Raw genomic sequence first — 19437 nt, 5'->3', positions numbered from 1 at the left:
TATATTTATGCCTTTAACCAAAGGGGCATGCTTATACTTTTTGTGGTGCTATACCTGCTGCTTACCCTGGCTATCGGCTACTGGGCGTCCAGGCGGGTGCATAACACTTCGGATTTTCTGCTGGCTGGCCGCAGCCTGCCTTTCTATATGTCTACTTCCGTTGTTTTTGCGACCTGGTTTGGTTCAGAGACATTGCTGGGGGCCTCAGCGGAGTTTGCAGAGAACGGCTTGATCGGTGTGATCGAGGACCCGTTTGGCGCTGCCCTTTGCCTTGTTTTGGTGGGGATTTTCTTTGCCCGCCGGCTGTACAACATGAACCTGCTCACCATCGGCGACTATTACCGCATCCGCTACAATAAAACCACTGAGCAGATCGCTGCCTTTTTTATGGTCATATCTTATTTCGGTTGGATCGCGGCGCAGCTGGTGGCACTGGGCATTGTGTTAAATCAGGTGCTGGGTATTTCAACTGCAGCGGGCATTGTGTGCGGCAGCCTTATCGTGGTAATTTATACTTACCTGGGTGGTATGTGGTCCGTTTCGGTTACAGACTTTATACAAACGGCCATGATCATTGGAGGTTTGTTATTTATCGTGTACGAAGTAATGCAGAAGGTGCCCCTGGCAAGCGTTACGGCCGATCTGCCCACTGATTTCTTCCGGTTCACGCCACAGGAAAAAAGTGCCACATCCTGGCTGAATTACCTTGCTCTCTGGATCACGATCGGCCTGGGCTCCATACCTCAGCAAGATGTTTTCCAGCGGGTTATGTCGGCCAGGTCTGCGGGTATTGCAGTAGCGGCCTCTATCGGGGCCGGCTTTTTATACCTAACGGTTGCGTTTATTCCTTTGCTGCTGGCCTTGTATGCAAAATACCTCTACCCCGCACTGCAGCACTCCGATGCACAATTGCTGGTACCCGGCCTGATTTTGAACTCAGAGTCACTTGCCCTGAAAGCACTTTTTTTCGGGGCTTTGATCTCGGCGGTCATCAGTACGGCAAGCGGCGGTATTCTGGCACCTGCCTCTATACTTAGCGAGAACATGCTAAAGCCACTTCTTGGGTCTGCTACTGACAAGCAGATGCTGCGCCTCTCGCGCCTGAGCGTTCTGATCGTTGCAGTTGTGTCGGTAACGATGGCCTTGATCAGGCACGATATCTATGAACTGGTAAGTGAGTCGTCGGCGCTTAGCCTGGTAAGTTTGTTCGTACCACTGGTTGCCGGCATGTTCTGGAAAAAAGCCAATGCTTCGTCGGCTATCGGTTCTATGCTGGCAGGCATGGCAAGCTGGCTCCTGGCGCTGTATTTAGTTACAGAAATAAACCCAATGCTATATGGCCTGGCAGGAAGTATACTTGGCCTTATACTGGGTTACAGCATTGGCCTAGCCAAAACTTCTGTATCGTTGAACAAAAGTATATAAGTATTTACATTACAACCTTTTACCTCCGAAAGCATATATAAATAAGTAGTTGTACATCTTCGCCTGCATGCGAAAGTATACTTTTCCTCACTAAAGAACTGCTTATGCCAGACCTGCCGGGTTCACATAATGTGCTGCTGAACTTACCAGAGGTAAGCATTTACAAAGAGCAGGATTCATCTCTGCTTATTTTTGAGGCGGACGGCATTGTCCCATCCGAGGCATACAGAAAAGGTATGGCAACGCTGTTACGAGAAACGCATGCTGGCGACAGTAACAATTGGCTCATCATCTGCAAAAACGATACTTACATTAGTCCCGAGGACCGGGAGTGGACCGCCAGCACAGTAGTAAACAAAATTGTAGACGAACTAAACCTGCAGAAAATTGCGATCGTGGAGCCTGTCAATATATTTACCAGAATTAGCCTGATACAAATGATGGAACGACTGAGCAGTGCCTCGTCCGACATTGAGGTACAGTTTTTTGAGAAGAAGCATAATGCATGCAGTTGGCTTAACGAGAACAACCAACTGGATTTCTGAGAAAACAGGACTACGAATCTGAAACGGTAATAAACTCCGGCACTTCCACATTACCAAAAGGTGTTTGCACGGTCGGCTTTATTTGGAGTGTCAGGTTTTTGCGCAGGTCTTTTTTCTGAGCCAGTAGCGTCATTAACTTAGATAAACCTTCATAGTTCCTTATTCCTTCCTGCTCGGTCATTTTAACCACTGTGTACACCGGAATCTGGTTAAGGCCGTTCTGCAGCTGCAGCGGCTCCTCAATCAGTCCGTCAAGAGTTTCCTCGCCATCCACGAGCAACTGCCATTTAAGCCGGGTGATCGTCATCTGCCTTTTAATCTCCGGCCCTGGCATGTGCACCTGCAAATATAAAATAGTAGAGGCCTGAAGTGAGTTTTCGGATATGGAGGCCAGAATGCTATCTCCCTCACGGGTGGTAAAGTCCGAGGGATTGCGCTTTTGCATGACATCTATCCCATTCAACTTCAGGTCATGTATTTCCTGCACAGCGTAATCGGCTTCGGTAAAAGCCTTCAGGTCACTTACCTCTTTGCAACCAGTTTGGATGAACAGGGCCAGCAGTATAAGTATGGAAAATGCTTTTTGCACCATAGCAAGGTTATATAAAACACTATAGCTAAGCAAATTATACACCAAAGTATAAAACGGGAATATTTTAGTTTAAAGGGTTAAACCATTTACAGAAAAAAAAGCGGCAGACCACTCTGGGAGCAGCTGCCGCTTTTAACTTCAACTAAACTTACTAAATTCCTTTGTTTTTTGTTTAATGCCCCACTCTGTGGACCATTGTAACAACAATATACTAAAACATTGTTGTAAAAGCCATAACAATAGCTACAAATATTAAAAAAATTAAGCGGGCTTTCATAGTTCACTATTTATATAGCAAATATAATATATAAAATAGCACACATCCAATATAATCAATGATTTTTTGTTAAAACATTAACATTTATTAATCCCTTATTTGGTCAATAATACCTGCCTTTGGGATAAATCACTTTAATAATGAAGCTACAAGATCAAGAGAACTTCCTGTCATTTAATGAATGAAGCAACAGATGCTTGCTATGAAAACAAAAGGCCCTTGCTATACTTTAGCAAGGGCCTTTCAAAAGTTTATACTTTAAAACCTTATTTAAACATGCCTTTCAGCTTGGCTAGCTTTGCCTGGAAGTCATCCATTGGCTCTTCTTCGCGTTTGTTGCCGCCTTTGCTGCGGTTACCGCCTCCGGCTGGCTTGGCTGCGGCTGGGTCGCCTTTCATACTTAACGAGATGCGCTTGCGGCTTTCCTCTACCTCCAGCACGGTAACCTCTACCTTCTGCCCTACTTTTACCACATCATGTGGGTTGCTTACAAAGCGGTCAGACAGGTGGCTAACGTGTACCAGGCCATCCTGGTGAACACCAATATCCACGAAGGCTCCAAAGGCGGTGATGTTTGTCACGATGCCCGGAAGCTTCATACCAGCACGCAGGTCTTTCATTTCATTCACACCTTCGGTAAAGCTGAATGCCTCAAAAGTCTGGCGGGGGTCGCGGCCAGGCTTGGCTAATTCGCTTATGATATCCTGCAAAGTGGGTAAACCGACAGTATCTGTTACATAGTTTTTCAGGTTGATCTGCTTTCGGAGTTCTTCCTTCTGCATCAAATCCTGCACCGTTACGCCCAGGTCTTTGGCCATTTGCTCCACGATCGGGTAACTTTCCGGGTGCACAGCTGAGGCATCCAGTGGATTTTTCGCATCGCGAATTCTAAGGAAACCTGCTGCCTGCTCAAAGGCTTTATCACCTAAACGCGGTACTTTCTTCAGTTCTGTGCGTGTACGGAAAGGACCATTCTGGTTACGGTACTCTACAATATTCTGTGCCAAAGCTGGTCCTAAACCAGAAACGTAGGTCAGCAATTGCTTGCTGGCCGTATTCACTTCCACACCCACAGCGTTCACGCAGCTCATCACCACGTCATCCAACGAGTGCTTCAACGCAGATTGGTCTACGTCGTGCTGGTATTGGCCCACACCTATACTTTTCGGGTCTATCTTTACCAGTTCTGCCAATGGGTCCATTAGGCGTCGACCTATCGAAACGGCTCCACGCACGGTCACGTCCTGATCCGGGAATTCCTCACGGGCAACATCAGATGCTGAATAGATAGACGCACCACTTTCGTTTACCATCACCACCATTACCGATGCAGGCAATTTCAGGCTCTTAACAAAGGCCTCTGTTTCGCGGCTGGCAGTACCGTTGCCAATGGCAATGGCCTCTACCTCGAAGCGTGTAACCATGTAACGTACGGCCTGTGCGGCTTCCTGCTCTTTATGCTGACCCGAATGCGGGTAAATGGTTTCGTTGTGCAGCAACTTGCCTTGCTTATCCAGTACCACCGATTTTACACCGGTTCTGAAACCAGGGTCCAGGGCCAGCACTGTTTTCTGACCAAGTGGCGAAGAAAGTAATAACTGGCGCAGGTTATCGGCGAATACACGGATAGCTTCCTCGTCGGCACGCTTTTTAGAGCTCAGGCGCACCTCAGTTTCCATGCTTAGTTTCAGCATGCGCTTATAGCAATCCTTAGCGGCCAGTTTCACCTGCTCCGAAGCAGCGTTGTTGCCCTTCACGAACATGTTCTCCAGCTTTGCCAGGGCCATTTCCTCGTCAGGCTGCGCTGTAAGCATCAGCACCATTTCGGTTTCGCCGCGGCGCATGGCCAGCACACGGTGCGATGGTGCTTTTTCGATCGGTTCCTCCCAGTCAAAATAGTCCTTGAACTTCTGGCCTTCCTCTTCCTTGCCCATCATCACACGGCTCTTGAACACACCCTGCTTCTCGAACAGCTGGCGCATCGTGGCACGTGCTTCGGCATTCTCGTTCATCCACTCGGCCATGATGTCGCGGGCACCGGCAAGGGCCTCGTTCACATCTTTCACCTCTTTTTCTTCAGAGATAAAGTTAGCGGCTTCGGTTTCTATGTCGAAGTTCTCTTGCGTAAAAATACGCTCTGCCAATGGCTCTAGTCCTTTTTCGCGGGCGATGGTTGCCTTGGTACGGCGCTTTGGCTTGTATGGCAGGTAAATATCCTCTAGCACGGCCATCGTTTCGGCAGCCATGATCTGCGCCTCCAGTTCCGGTGTCAGTTTCTCCTGGTCTCGGATAGATTTAAGTATACTTTCACGGCGCTTGTCCAGTTCGCGCAGTTGCTCAATCCTGTCGCGGATGGCAGCGATCTGCACTTCGTCCAGAGAGCCGGTGACTTCTTTTCGGTAACGGGAGATGAAAGGCACTGTGGCCCCCTCGTCCAATAAAGTAACAGTAGCCTCTATCTGCTTAATAGTGACAGAAAGCTCCGAGGAAATCTTTAAAAGGTGTTCTAAATTAGGTTCCATATATTGATGTAAGACAATAGTCGGGGGTTATCTAAGAGGTGCCTTTATTTACACGGTTAGTGTATGTGTTTACTTCCCTGCTGCATCCTGCGCCTCTGTTTTAGTATAATTTTAAAGTATGGCTGTTTACCAGAACGTCAAATTTAAGGTATATTGCCTTAATCTGAAACTAGATTCACGTATTATCCCAGGCCCTGCACCATGCTTTTTGCAATGGTTTCCCTAACTTGGTACAGTTGAGAAAGTATAGATCCCATACCCTGCTGCCGCATATGCTGTTGGTGGCCCTGCTGCTTTGCCAGAGTTGCGTGGTGCAAAAACTGGATCATACTCCTTTCCCAGAGTCAGCATACTACCAAAACACATTGGCTGCCTGGGATACCCTGCCTGCACCTGTACTGCGTGGCGATACCTTGAAAGTTGGCTGGACCAGGGTAAACATCACTCCCCCGCCTGGCACACCGCTGGCAGGCTACGGCAAACGGCGTGGCATGAAGTATACTGCTGTGCATGATTCGGTTTGGGTACGCACCTTCGCTTTCGATAATGGCTATGCACAAGCGTACTTTGTTTCGCTGGATATGTTGATAGCGCCGATGAGTGTAGCAGCTGAGCTGGAGAAAAAGTATGAAAGTATAGGTGTAAGACCCGAACAAGTATACCTGGCTGCCACCCACACCCACACCAGCTTTGGCGGCTGGGGTAAGAAACTGGCTGGCCGTGTTATGGCTGGCAAGTATAAAAAAGATTTTGTGAGGCAAGTGGCACAGCAAATTCTGCAAAGTATAAAACTGGCCCAGGCCGATGTAAAACCCGCAAGAGTAGGCTATGGCACGGCAAGTGGCAGGGCCTTTGTCAGGAAAAGGCTTACTAACTCAACATCGGCCCTCGATACAACCATCCGTTTTCTTAAGTTTGAAAAGCCAAACGGTGAGCAGGCCATACTTTGCACTTTCTCGGCACACCCAACCATACTTCCATCCAGGCAGCCCATACTTTCCGGCGACTATCCCAGCGTACTGGTGCAGCAACTGGAACAAAAAGTTGATTTTGCGACTTTTTCGGCGGGTGCGGTCGGGAGCCACTCTGCCAGGTATACCCACGGCGATAGTTTTGAAAGTACGGAGGAAGTGGGTGCCGGACTGGCTACAGCCATACTTGCCGCTGCCGCCAAAACCAACCCAACGTATACTTCTGACTTACAGGTGCAGCGCCTGCCTTTGTACCTGTCAGAACCGCAATGGCGTATCGGTGAGAACAAACGGTTAGCCCCAGGCCTGTTTTATACTTTCTTTGGCAGATACGATACCTACCTTAACCGCCTGCAAGTAGGCAATACCGTTTTACTGGGAGTGCCGGCAGACTACTCCGGGGAATTTATGCCTGCCCTGGAAGCCCAGGCCGCTAAAAAACGATACAACGTGATCGTTACCGGGTTTAACGGCAGCTACCTGGGCTACATCATTCCGGACCAGCATTACGGCCTGAGGAAGTATGAGGCCAGGGCCATGAACTTTTATGGCCCAACAGCCGGCAGCTACCTTAGCCATTTGCTGCACTTATTGCTCTCGAAATAAGCCTGTCTGATATACCTGCAAGGCTATAAGTCCCGGGTTTTCAAATGTTTTTCCTACTGGGTAGTATATTTTTTTGTACAATTTAATTCGGGGCTGCCTCCCCAGGTTCCAAAAGGTCACAACTCAACTATAGTCAAAACCCATATAAGTATAATTATAAAAATACAAACTCCCGAACTTTATACTTTCTTCTAAAAAGATGATCGTCTTTATCATTTTGAAGCTTTTTTAACCTCCTTTAGCTATGGGATTATTATTTAAGCTTAAGTAGCAACTACCAATCAAAAGCGCTACACCTAAACAAGCTTAAATACCAAAAACTGCCCTCAAACTATCCTATAACAACTTAACACAGGTTACACCTCCTAAATCCAGATACGTGGCTTCATCGTAATTATGTCATTATCAAAATTATTACTGCCATGCAAGAAGTAACTTAAGCGTATACCGTTAAAAGGCAACCGCCATACCTGTTCTCACCAATCTCTTAGAAAACTACCATAAGACCACGTAAACCCTTGTATTAAGATCTATTTAAAAACACCTATGTAATACGTCTAAATTTTAACTAACACCTTATGAAAGGAAAAGCAAAGTACAATTGGCTGGCACTAGCCGCCGCATTCCTGCTTATATCCGGATCCGGCTTCGCGCAGTCTGCGCTCACCACTGCGCTGCGGCACATAGAACAGACAAGAGCAAAGTATAAACTTACTCCGGCAGACATTTCCGACTACGTAATCACAGATCAATACACTTCTAAAAATAACGGAATAACACACCTCTACCTCAGACAGCGCCACAACGGCATCGAAGTGGCAGACGCTAATATCAACATTAACATAGACCGTGAAGGCAATGTGATCAACATGGGGAACCGGTTTATCCCTAACCTGAGAGCTGCCATTAAAGGCAACGTGCCAGGCATAGCGCCGGAACAGGCCGCAAAAGCGTCGGCCGCACACCTGAAACTAGAAGTAAAGGAGCCGCTTGTTGTGAAAGAGCGTAAAAAGCCTACCGACAAACTGCCAGCTGCAGCCAAAGCAGTTGTGCTAAGTGACGGCGGCATCTCCCTCTCCCCTATCCCGGCCAAGCTTATTTACCAGCCTATGCCTGACGGCAGCGTTCGCCTTGCCTGGGAAGTAGAAATCTATCAGAATGATGCACAGAGCTATTGGAAAGTACACGTGGATGCCGCTGATGGAAAACTGCTGAAGAAAGAAGACCTGGTAGTGCACGACAACTGGGGCACCCCAACCGTAACGGATGCTCCGGGAGAAGCCATACATTATACCAGAAAGAGATCGGCAGCCAAAGTGAAGGCGTTAACTACAGCAGAGAAGAAGAAACTGCAGCAGGACTTCATGACACTTGCCTTTGCACCAAGAAGCATCGCAGCCACAACTGCGGCCAACATTGCTTCCAGTGGTACTTACCGCATATACGATGCCCCTTTTGAGACTCCCAGCCACGGCGACAGAACCCTGGTTACAGGTAAAGAAAACGCAGCTGCCTCACCACTGGGCTGGCACAACGACGGATTAGCAACTTATACTATAACAAAAGGCAATAATGTGCATGCTTACGAAGACAGAGCCGGCGCAAATGCGGGTATCAGTCCAGACGGTGGCCTTAGCCTGAACTTCGACTTCCCGCTGGACCTGGCCCAGGAACCAGCTTCCTATGTGCAGGCTGCCACTACCAACTTGTTTTACTGGAACAACCTGATGCACGACGTGTTCTTCCTGTATGGTTTTGACGAAGAGAGCGGCAACTTTCAGCAGAAGAACTTCTCAGGTGCAGGACAGGGACTGGATGGCGTAATGGCTGAAGCACAGGACGGCGGTGGCACCAACAATGCTAACTTCCTGACGCTACAGGATGGCGTGCCCGGACGTATGCAGATGTATCTCTGGACCTCATCGCTTCCGGCTAAACTGCTGCACATCTCTGCCCCTAGCGCTGTGGCTGGCTCCTATACTGGTGTGCAGGCTGCCTTCGGTCCCGACATTGACGAAGCCGGCGTATCAGGTAAAATTGTGATGGCTGACCCAGCCAATGGATGTAATGGGGCACCTGCCCTTCCGAAAGGCTCTGTTCCGACACCTTTGAATAACCAGGCCGAAATTTCAGGAAACATTGCGTTGATAGACAGAGGCGACTGCTCTTTCATTTCGAAGGCGCTTAATGCCCAGGCCTCGGGTGCAAAAGCTGTGATTGTGGTGAACAATGTTGACGGCCCTGCCGCCTCCATGGGTGGCGACGAAACCGGCGCTGCAGTACTAATACCGGCCATCATGATCAGCAAGGCAGACGGCGAAAAGTTGAAGGCAGCACTTACCCAAGGCTTGATGGGTGCAGTACGCCGCGAAGGAGGTGTGCCTCCGCTGCGCGACGGTGACCTGGACAACGGCATTATTGCCCACGAGTACGGCCATGGTATCTCTACCCGCTTAACAGGCGGCCCTAGCACACAGTGCTTATCCGGAGCAGAGCAGGGCGGCGAAGGCTGGAGCGATTTCTTTGCCTTATTTATGACCATGAAGCCAGGCGACACAGGGCCTCAGCGCAGAGGGATAGGCACTTACGTACTTTCTGAGGGAACAGATGGTGGCGGTATTCGTCCTGCACCCTACAGCACCGATATGGGCGTCAACCCTTATACTTACGGCATGGTGTCTAACCCAGAGATTTCTGTACCACACGGTGTAGGTTTTATCTGGGCTACCATGCTGTGGGATATGACCTGGAACCTGATAGACGAGTATGGCTACGACCCGGACATTTATAACGGCAAAGGCGGAAACAACATTGCGCTACAATTGATCATCGACGGCTTAAAATTACAGCCATGCAGCCCTGGTTTTATTGATGCTCGCGATGCCATACTTGCAGCAGACAGGATAAACAACGGCGGAGCCAACCAGTGCTACATCTGGAGAGCATTTGCAAAACGCGGCCTCGGATTTAGTGCGCAGCAAGGCAGTAACAACGACCTAACCGACGGTGTGGAAGCTTTTGACATGCCGCCTTCCTGCTCACCACAATTTGCTATTAATTTAACAGCCAATCCATCTCCTGTTATAGACGGGCAATTGCTGACGTACAACATCACTGTTACCAATAACACGGCCAGCAGCATGAACGGTGTGTCTATCTCAAGTCCGCTACCTGCCAGCACTACGTTTGTGAATGAGTCTACCACAGACGCGCCTAAAGTTAACAATGGGGTTGTTTCCTTTAAGCCAATTAAAATGGCACAAGGCGAAACGGTTACGAAAACGTTTAAGGTAACTGTAAATAAAGGCGATGGAACCACAGTATACTTCCACGATGACATGGAGAATGGTGGGGGAAAATGGAGCACCTCACGTGGAGTTGGCCTCAGCGATTGGAAACTAAGCACCAAAAATCCGTTCAGTGGCAAAACCTCGTGGTTTGCCATAGACCCGGATGCCTTTAGTGACCAGTACCTGCGCATATCTACCCCGGTAACGCTTGGAGAGAACGCACTCCTCCGTTTCTGGCACAGCTATGCCACAGAAGCCGGCTTTGACGGAGGTGTGGTAGAGATCAGCACCAACAACGGCCTAACCTGGAGCAACCTGGGAAGCAAGATGATACAGAACGGCTACAATGGAGAGATTCCGCTGGCAAATGCCTCGACTGTAGTAGGCCCAGCCTTTACAGGGGGCAGCAACGGCTACATTCAGACCATCGTTGTCTTGAGCAGCTATAAAGGTCAGAAAGTGCTTATTCGCTTCAGAATGGGCTCCGATGTACTGACCGGGGCTACGGGTTGGTATGTAGACAACGTGGATATTGTAAGCAACCCTGTTACAATCACCAATACGGCCACGGTAACCTCTAAATGGGGCGGCGATAAAACGGCAACTGTAGAAACGCTGGTGCTTAAATCAAACAGCATAAACGTATCGCAGACAGCAACAGCTGTAGCAGCCGACATCGACAGAACCATGCTATACCCTAACCCTGCACAACAGAAGGTGACGCTAAAACTGGCAAAAGGTATAAGCGGAGCAGTTGAGGTAAACGTAGTAAACATGCTGGGCCAGCAGGTGATGCAGAAGAAGCTGACTGCTGAAGAAGCCACATCAGGTGCAGGCATTGCACTCGATAAGCTTCCGAATGGCATTTATTACTTTAGCGTTACGGCCGAAGGAAATACAGAAACCCATAAGCTAGTGATCAAGAAATAAGCCAGAGGGTTTGTTTCATGCAAAAGCCACCTTTCTCAGTAAAGGTGGCTTTTGTTTTTTTGTGTCCAGATGGTACAACTTGCCTTTAATTGAAAACATGGCCTTTCTAAGCGAAAAAATACCATTGCACAATATCAAAACACTATCACTTTCTTTGAATAATTATAAACATTACACCCGCAAAGCCAGTTTAATATAGGTAAGAGCCTCTAAACCAGAGGCGTTTATTGTGCAATTTAAACTGACACTCATGGACTTTTTACCTAATATAATTTTGTTTACCGTGGTGGGTTTATACTTGCTGTTACTGGTATTTATACTTGCCTTTGTATACCACGATGCCGAAGCACGCGGAGTGAACGGTTGGCTGATTGTGGCCCTGACCTTTTTCTCCGGTACGCTGTTTGGTTCGCTGGTATGGCTGGCATTAAGACCTGAAATAAAACCGCAACCAATACCCGTCCGGAATGAGTAAATAATTTTTTTTCCAGTTTTAACGGCAGCTGGCAGCACCTTGTGTTGTCAGCTGTTTTTTTTTAGTGATGCATCAGTACAATACCATTCGGGTTACAACACCAGAGTAGGATAAAGTGCTTATATTTGAAAAGTACTTCTCTAAAACTGATGAAAACACTTATATCGGGCATTTGCCTGCTCCTGAGTTTACATGCATTTGCACAGCAGCCGCAGTATACCAACCTGGCTTTAGAGGGAGGCGGTATCCGGGGCATTGCCTATGGTGGTGCATTGCAGCAACTCGACTCGCTGGGCATCCTGCCCCAGATCAGGCGTGTGGCGGGCACTTCGGCGGGTGCCATTCAGGCAGCGTTGCTTTCGGTTGGCTATACTCCCGCAGAGATCACGGAGATCACGTTCAAAACACCGGTGCAGCAGTTTAACGACGGGCGATTCATCTTTTTTGGAGGTACAAACAGGTTGTTTAAGCAATACGGCTGGTACCGCGGCGATAAATTCACGGAATGGCTGGGCAAACAACTGGCGGCAAAAACCGGGAATCCCAACATTACCTTCGCTGAGTTGCACGCTTTGGCTGGCCAGGGCAAGGCACGTGACCTTTACGTAACAGGCACCAACCTAACCGACCAGTGCGTGATGGTATTCTCCCACGAAACCCACCCTAACATGCAGGTAAAACATGCTGTGCGTATTTCTATGTCGATACCGCTGTATTACCGCGCCGTGCTGCTGGACCAGCAGGGCAATGTAGTGACCAAGCCTGAAAAAGGGCAACAGCTGGACGTGCTGGTGGATGGCGGCGTGCTGGCCAACTTCCCGATCAATGTGTTTGATGACCCAAAGTACCTGGCAGATACTGAACCCGACCAGAAGGATTTCGATTCCAAAGGAATCTACCATAACCCACAGACTTTAGGCTTGAAGCTGGACCGTGACGAACAGATCGCCTTTGACGAACAGCAGGCTGGGCTCGCTCCTTACCACATCCATAAGTTTAACGATTACATGGGGGCTTTTTACACGATCATCAAAGAAAGCCTGAACCGCCAGCACCTCACCTCCCACGATTGGGACAGAACCATCTCCATCAGCACGGCTGGGTTTAGCCCACGTGTACGGAAGTTAAGTGAAGGAGAGAAAAGTGCCCTGCTGGCAAGTGGCCGTAAAGGGGTACAGGCATTCCTTAACAGGTCGCAGGCAAGCAATAACCAAGAGTAAAAACCCCAACATGAAACAGGAATCGCTTTACATACCCGTTACGGACACCGATAAGCTACACCTCAGGCGCATAAACACCAATGCACAGGGGCCACCTGTTTTAATGGTACATGGCTCAATCGAGAACGGCAAGATTTTCTATACTAAATCAGGGAAAGGGCTGGCCCCTTACCTAGCCACACATGGCTACGATGTATTTGTGGCCGACCTAAGAGGAAGAGGCAAAAGTACACCGGCCATTTCGCGTTTTTCTGAGTTCGGCCTTAGCCATACCTTACAAGAAGACTTCCCGGCTATTATCCGGAAAATAAAGGAGCTGAAAGGCGATGTACCCCAATACTGGGCTGCCCACTCGTGGGGAGGCGTACTGATGCTGGCTTACCTGGCACGGCCAACAGAGCCTGTAAAAGTGCAGGCCATGGCTTTTTTCGGAAGTAAACGGCGCATCAGTATACAAAGTCTGAAGAAGTTTCTGATGGTGGATGTGGTCTGGAACTGGACCTCGAAGGTAGTGATCGCCGGAATGGGATGGCTACCTGCACAGCACATGCGCATTGGCTCCGACAGCGAAACCCGCCTAACCCACCGCCAGACACATGATTGGGTAGTACAGAAAAAGTGGCTGGACTGGCACGATGGTTTTGATTACGCCGCCGCCCTTCAAAAAATGGAGCTTCCGGCAACTTTATACTTAACTGGTATTAAAGATGATGTGCTGGGCCACCCGATAGATGTAAAATTGCTGATGCAGGAAACAGGCTGCCAAAATTGCGAATTTAAAGTGCTCGGCAAAGCAAAGGGCAACCTGCACGACTACGGCCACATCGACATACTTACGCACCCCGACGCACGCAACGACCACTTCCCGATGGTACTGGAATGGTTTGAAAAAAATAAGCAACTTGCAACGTTTGACCCTGAAGCCGGGTCAGGGAAGTAGGACAGCCCTATAAACACCAACTACAATTTTAAGAATTACGTTAATCACCCTTTATGAAAAACAAATTACCTCTTTACCTGGCCCTGGTGCTGGGTACTACTATACTTACCTCCTGCGAGAACTGCGAAACGCCTACCGTAACCCAGATAACGACTGAAGACACCAACTGGCTGGCCTATGTGCAACCTACACCAGCAGACGGCAAGCCCGACACGATCAGGTTTGTGAATGAGGCAAACGCCCCTGTAAAGTATGTGCGTACACAACTGCAGTCGAACCAGGTGCCCGGCGAGGGTTACACCATTACGGACAAGTGTGTGGAGAAAATAGACATTGAAGCGAGTGCCGTGATACAGGACGTAAAGCGCAAGATGCCAGGCCTGGCTACCTATATTCTGCGCAAGCCAAACGACCTGGACCTAAAGCTGATGGTAGAACAGTTGGGCACTTTCGAAATTGACGAGAACAACCCAACCCATCCTTCCATAGAACTAGGTGGCCTTACGTACCACAACGTGTTTGAAGTAAGCGTGCCGGGCAACGATACCGACAATGCAGGTAAGTTAAAGAAGCTTTTCTTTAACAAAACGCACGGCTTTATAAGAGTGGAGTTTTACGGAGGCAAGTTGCTGCAACTGCAGTTTTAATAAAAAAGGCGACTGGTTAAGTCGCCTTTTTCTTTTTTAAGCATGCTGATGTTCTTTGTTCAGGCTCTCTAATACCTCGATGGCTGTTTTAACGTGCTCCAGCGGTTTGGTCATCGAGTTAAAAATGTACCGTACAATCCCTTCCTTGTCGATGATGTAAGTGACGCGCCCCGGCAAGATGCCTAGTTTGCGGGGTACACCATACAGGTTTCGCACACGGCCGCCCTTGTCGCTCAGAAGTATGAATGGCAGGTGATGGATGCGCTCAAATCGTTTGTGAGAGTCCACGCTGTCGGAGCTGATGCCCACTACCTCGGCGCCATGCTCTTTAAATACCTCATACTGGTCACGGAACTCGCAGGCCTGCTTTGTACAGCCGGGGGTACTGTCTTTTGGGTAGAAATAAAGCACCACGTTTTTCTCGTGCAAAAAGTCTTTCAGGCGAAAAAATCCGCCATCTTGCCGAATCAGTTCAAAATCAGGTGCTTTGTCGCCTACCTTTATCTTTTCTTTACTCATAATCCTATTAACAATTCACCACTAGTAATAACCAATCCTTTTGCAAAAAGTTCGCTGCAAGTTAGTTCCTGTATTTTTATCCTCCCACAGAATCACTCACTTTATAGTATAACCGCCGGAAAATAGGCATCTTTGCGCCTGTTCACCCGATAAAAATGCCGCAGATAAACGTTATCATACCCGCCTACAACGAGGAGCAATCTATTGCCAGGGTAATAGCTGACATCCCATCGGAGCTTGTGGATGAGGTGATTGTGGTAAACAATAACTCTACAGACAAAACTGCAGAGGTGGCAGCAGCTGCCGGTGCTAAAGTACTGCACGAGCCTGGGCCAGGTTACGGTAACGCTTGTCTGAAGGGCATTGCCTACGCCTCCTCAAAACCCGCCGACTCCCGCCCCGACATCATCGTTTTCCTGGATGGCGACTATTCTGATCACCCGGAGGAGTTAGCTAAAGTGATTGCACCAATACTGAATGGGCAGGCCGACATGGTAATTGGCTCCAGGGCGCTGGGCAACAGGGAAAAAGGTGCCATGATGCCGCAACAGATCTTCGGGAACTGGCTGGCCATTACCCTTTTGCGCTGGCTGTATGGAGCCCAATTCACGGACCTCGGACCTTTCAGGGCTATCAGAATGCAAACCCTTCTGGAACTGGACATGCAGGACCGGACCTATGGCTGGACCGTGGAAATGCAGGCCAAGGCAGCTAAACAAAAGATACGATCTACGGAAGTACCCGTAACTTATCGTAAGCGCATTGGTGTCTCTAAGGTTTCCGGCACGGTAAAAGGCTCTGTGATGGCTGGATATAAGATTATATTCACGATATTTAAAGTATGGTTCTGATCGATGTAACTGTAGCCAATTTATAGCCATACCATGCGTTTAAGTGCAGTAGAAAAGTATAACAGATAATAGAAAGACAGCGGCATGAGCATACTGGAAGCATCGGTAATAGCGGTTTACGGCCTGTGCCTGGCTTTTATCTTTTGCTATAGTATGGCCCAACTGCACCTGACCATACTTTACTGGTTGCACAGAAAAAGAAGAAACGCGCAGTTTAAACAGGAGCACACCCTTGTAAGAGAGTGGCCAAAAGTGACAGTGCAGCTGCCGTTGTACAACGAACGCTATGTTGCAGCACGACTAATTGATGCCATCGCCGCCCTCGACTACCCTACTGCCCAACTGCAGATCCAGGTGCTCGATGACTCTACTGATGAAACCAAAGCCATAGTGCAGGACAAACTGAAAGCCTACCCCCATCTTACGATCCAGCATATCAGGAGGCCAAACCGTGAAGGATTTAAGGCGGGGGCGCTGCAGTATGGCCTGCAAACAGCCACAGGCGAATTTATAGCTGTTTTTGATGCCGATTTTGTTCCTTCCCCGGATTTCCTGAAACGCACAGTTTCCGGTTTTACAGATGCCCGCATTGGGGTTGTGCAAACCCGGTGGGGTCACCTGAACAAGCATTACTCGCTGCTAACAAAACTACAGGCATTTGGCCTGGATGCCCACTTTACGGTAGAACAAGGCGGCCGGAACAGTGGTGGCCACTTTATAAATTTTAACGGAACGGCTGGTGTCTGGCGTAAGGCCTGTATACTTGAGGCTGGCGGATGGCAGGCCGATACCTTAACCGAAGACCTGGACCTGAGTTACCGGGCACAGTTCAAAGGCTGGAAGTTCGTTTTTATGGAGGATGTGGAGGCACCGGCAGAGTTGCCCGTCGCCATGGGTGCCTTAAAGTCGCAGCAGTTCCGCTGGACAAAAGGCGCTGCCGAAAATGCCCGGAAACACCTGCTCCGCGTGCTTAAGTCCGGTGCTCCATTCTCAACGAAGCTGCATGCCACATTCCACCTCTTCAACAGCTTTGTATTTATCTGTGTGTTCACTACAGCGCTTCTCAGTGTTCCGATTCTGTTTATAAGAGAAAACAACCCGCAGCTGGATACATTTTTCAGGTTAGGTGCGGTATTGCTACTAAGCTTGCTGGCCCTGGTCGCTTTTTACTGGACCGCCCTGTACACACAGAGCCGCAAACCCTGGGCAACCACCAGGCGCTTTGTGCCTGATTTCTTCCTGTTTCTGTGCATGAGCATGGGCCTTTCGCTACACAACAGCATGGCAGTGGCAGAGGGTTTGCTCGGAAAAAAAACGCCATTTATCCGTACGCCAAAGTATAACCTGCAAAACACTCAGGGCACCTGGAGAAAACAAGCTTACTTTATGCCAAGTATAAATGCTGTAACGCTGCTGGAAGGCATGCTGATGCTATACTTTTTCAGCGGCATTATACTTGCACTCCGGTTCAACGATTATGGCTTGCTGCCCTTCCTGGTAATGCTGGTGATCGGGTTTGGGGCTGTGTTTACCTATTCGCTTTTACATGGCAGGCGCGCTTAACAACAACTCCATTTCCAAAAGCAGGATCGCGGCTTATGCACTGATGGTCTTGTCGGGGATCGCCTACCTGGTGTTGGCCTATGCCACGCCGCGTACCGAGTTTACCCAACTGTTGCTTCTGTACGCTTTTGTGTTTGCAGCGTACCTGTACATCGCTAACCGAAGGCTCAACATCTGGCACGGTATCGTGGCGGCCATACTCTTCCGGTTGCTTTTTCTGTTCGCCACCCCTGCCCTCTCCGACGATTATTTCCGGTATGTGTGGGACGGACGCCTGATGAATGCAGGCATCAACCCTTATGCTTACCTGCCTTCCTATTTTGTAGGAACTGATGCCCCGCAGGTTGAAGGCATAAGCCAGCAGTTATACCAGTACCTCAACTCACCCCACTATTACAGCGTGTACCCGCCGGTAACGCAGGGTGTGTTCTGGCTGTCGGCAAAGCTCTACCCGGAAAGTATAGCTGGAAGTATAATCATGATGCGGCTTATACTTATACTTGCCGAGGTGGGGAGCATACTGCTGTTGTTGCGCCTGCTCCGCAAAATGGCCCTCCCCGAAAAGCACTTGCTGCTTTATGCCCTAAACCCACTGGTTATCATAGAACTTACCGGCAACCTGCACTTTGAGGCGCTGATGATCTTTTTTATACTGCTGGCCCTGCACCAGCTCTTTTACCAGCGTGCGCTTGTTTCGGGTATAGCGTTTGGCCTGGCCATTGGCACCAAGCTGTTGCCCCTCATGTTTCTGCCTTTCCTGGTCCGCAAACTAACTGTTGCCCAGTTTATACTTTTCAGCGTAGCCATGGGGCTTACACTGTTGGCACTGTTTTACCCGCTTGTAAACCTGGAGTTGCTGCAAAACATGTGGCAAAGTATAGACCTGTACTTTCAGCGGTTCGAGTTTAATGCCAGCGTGTATTACCTGTTGCGCTGGCTGGGTTTCAGGTTTACGGGTTATAACCAGATCGCTGTGCTTGGCCCTATGTTAAGTATGGTTACCCTGGGAGTTATACTTGCCCTGGCCTCCGTTAAAAAGCTGGGCTCTATCCGGAGGTTGTCCGGCTATATGGCTGTTGCGCTTACAGTATACTTGTTCCTGGCCACTACCGTGCATCCCTGGTACATCAGCACCGTGCTGGCTTTAACAGTAGTCAGCCAGTTCAGGTATGCGGTAGTATGGTCGGGCTTGGCTATACTTACCTATACCGCTTACCAGCACACTCCCTACCACGAAGACCTGAGCCTGGTAACACTGGAGTATGCGCTTGTTTTCCTGTGGGTACTGGTGGAGATTTACCTATACCGCCAACGCAGAACCCATCCTAATTTGAAGGGGTAATTTCCTTGTATTTGAAGCTTATTTCCTATATTTAACATTAGAACAATTACGTTTAGCCGCTAGTTGAGCTTAATAGAAATGATAAAAGAGAAAGTGAGAATAGAATCTGACGAGCATAGCAGCCTTGTAGTAACGCTTAAAAGAGAAGCGAACTACTTGATTCTATTTCTTACTGGGGCTTGGTCGCTTGTTTGGGCTGGCATTACATTGACGATACTTTATGGCTTAGCTACCAATCCAGAAAAAATAGACGGTGAGTTAGTTATTTTCACAACTCTAATTATACTGGCAGGAGTGTTTGTACTCAAATACTTCCTGTGGCACCTAAATGGAAAAGAAAAAATTGAGTTAAATTCTCAGGAGCTAACAGTTCAAAAGCTTGGCACAATCCTAACTTCTAAAAGAAAGTATGAATTAAGCCAAATAGACAATTTTAGAGTGGTGACAAAACAAATGTCCCCTTTGATATTCAGAATGTATGGGATTACTGGTGGACAAATACAGTTTGGGTACTATGGAAACAACAAGGTCTTTGGGCAGACTATAAATAAAAAGGAAGCCGAGAATTTGGTCAATGTTCTGAATGAAAAACTACTTAGCTCAATCGAGTAGACGGCCCCGCCAGTGTTAACTGACGGGGTGCGCCTCTCACACCACCGTACGTACGGGTCGCGTATACGGCGGTTCGTCAAGGATAGCACAGCCGCTCTTTACACCAGCTG

The 19437-nt window shown here is 48.7% G+C and carries 15 protein-coding genes; 12 read left to right on the top strand and 3 right to left on the bottom strand.

Annotated features, from left to right (window positions below; translation table 11 throughout):
* Positions 1-27: 27 nt before the first annotated feature.
* Together AC4BAP_RS15660 and AC4BAP_RS15655 are read left to right on the top strand one after the other, a co-directional pair.
* On the top strand, positions 28-1425 hold the full coding sequence (locus AC4BAP_RS15660) for a high affinity choline transporter 1 (RefSeq protein ID WP_490583611.1): 1398 nt from the start codon (positions 28-30) through the stop codon (positions 1423-1425).
* 104 nt (positions 1426-1529) lie between these two features.
* Complete coding sequence (locus tag AC4BAP_RS15655) at positions 1530-1970, top strand: hypothetical protein (protein WP_490583610.1); 441 nt, start codon at positions 1530-1532, stop codon at positions 1968-1970.
* Between the two features lie 10 nt (positions 1971-1980).
* Here AC4BAP_RS15655 and AC4BAP_RS15650 read toward each other — a convergent pair whose 3' ends face one another.
* Positions 1981-2562 carry a hypothetical protein gene (locus AC4BAP_RS15650; RefSeq protein ID WP_490583609.1) on the bottom strand — a complete coding sequence of 194 codons (582 nt, stop codon included), beginning with the start codon at positions 2560-2562 and terminating at the stop codon, positions 1981-1983.
* 543 nt (positions 2563-3105) lie between these two features.
* Positions 3106-5361, bottom strand: a complete 2256-nt coding sequence (locus AC4BAP_RS15645) for a Tex family protein (protein ID WP_490583608.1) — start codon at positions 5359-5361, stop codon at positions 3106-3108.
* Positions 5362-5597: 236 nt separating this feature from the next.
* Here AC4BAP_RS15645 and AC4BAP_RS15640 point away from each other — a divergent pair, with 236 nt between their 5' ends.
* The 6 genes from AC4BAP_RS15640 to AC4BAP_RS15615 all read left to right on the top strand — a co-directional run bounded on the left by AC4BAP_RS15640 (position 5598) and on the right by AC4BAP_RS15615 (position 14440).
* Positions 5598-6938: a neutral/alkaline non-lysosomal ceramidase N-terminal domain-containing protein gene (locus tag AC4BAP_RS15640; RefSeq protein WP_490583607.1), complete on the top strand. Its 1341-nt coding sequence runs from the start codon at positions 5598-5600 to the stop codon at positions 6936-6938.
* Between the two features lie 578 nt (positions 6939-7516).
* Entirely contained in the window at positions 7517-11158 is a 3642-nt protein-coding gene (locus AC4BAP_RS15635) for a T9SS-dependent M36 family metallopeptidase (RefSeq protein ID WP_490583606.1), read from the top strand.
* Positions 11159-11408: 250 nt separating this feature from the next.
* Entirely contained in the window at positions 11409-11633 is a 225-nt protein-coding gene (locus AC4BAP_RS15630) for a hypothetical protein (RefSeq protein ID WP_490583605.1), read from the top strand.
* Between the two features lie 149 nt (positions 11634-11782).
* Positions 11783-12853: a patatin-like phospholipase family protein gene (locus AC4BAP_RS15625; protein ID WP_490583604.1), complete on the top strand. Its 1071-nt coding sequence runs from the start codon at positions 11783-11785 to the stop codon at positions 12851-12853.
* 10 nt (positions 12854-12863) lie between these two features.
* Positions 12864-13793 (top strand): alpha/beta fold hydrolase, encoded by a 930-nt coding sequence (locus AC4BAP_RS15620; RefSeq protein ID WP_490583603.1) that lies wholly within the window; start codon positions 12864-12866, stop codon positions 13791-13793.
* 53 nt (positions 13794-13846) lie between these two features.
* Positions 13847-14440: a hypothetical protein gene (locus tag AC4BAP_RS15615; protein ID WP_490583602.1), complete on the top strand. Its 594-nt coding sequence runs from the start codon at positions 13847-13849 to the stop codon at positions 14438-14440.
* Between the two features lie 36 nt (positions 14441-14476).
* On the opposite strand, the gene AC4BAP_RS15610 is transcribed toward AC4BAP_RS15615, so the two are convergent.
* Positions 14477-14959, bottom strand: a complete 483-nt coding sequence (locus tag AC4BAP_RS15610; protein ID WP_490583601.1) for a peroxiredoxin — start codon at positions 14957-14959, stop codon at positions 14477-14479.
* A gap of 155 nt (positions 14960-15114) precedes the next feature.
* Between AC4BAP_RS15610 and AC4BAP_RS15605 the strand changes: the two genes are divergently transcribed.
* From AC4BAP_RS15605 to AC4BAP_RS15590, 4 genes are all read left to right on the top strand, one after another.
* Entirely contained in the window at positions 15115-15810 is a 696-nt protein-coding gene (locus tag AC4BAP_RS15605; protein ID WP_490583600.1) for a glycosyltransferase family 2 protein, read from the top strand.
* An 84-nt stretch (positions 15811-15894) separates the two neighbouring features.
* Entirely contained in the window at positions 15895-17373 is a 1479-nt protein-coding gene (locus AC4BAP_RS15600; protein ID WP_490583599.1) for a cellulose synthase family protein, read from the top strand.
* Positions 17357-18715 (top strand): polyprenol phosphomannose-dependent alpha 1,6 mannosyltransferase MptB, encoded by a 1359-nt coding sequence (gene mptB, locus AC4BAP_RS15595; RefSeq protein ID WP_490583598.1) that lies wholly within the window; start codon positions 17357-17359, stop codon positions 18713-18715. The genes AC4BAP_RS15600 and mptB overlap by 17 nt, the downstream gene beginning before the upstream one ends.
* Positions 18716-18793: 78 nt before the next feature.
* Entirely contained in the window at positions 18794-19327 is a 534-nt protein-coding gene (locus AC4BAP_RS15590; RefSeq protein WP_490583597.1) for a hypothetical protein, read from the top strand.
* The last annotated feature ends 110 nt before the right edge of the window (positions 19328-19437 follow it).

This window comes from Pontibacter sp. GD7 (genome assembly GCF_058216375.1).
This window is presented reverse-complemented; position numbering and strand designations above follow the sequence as displayed.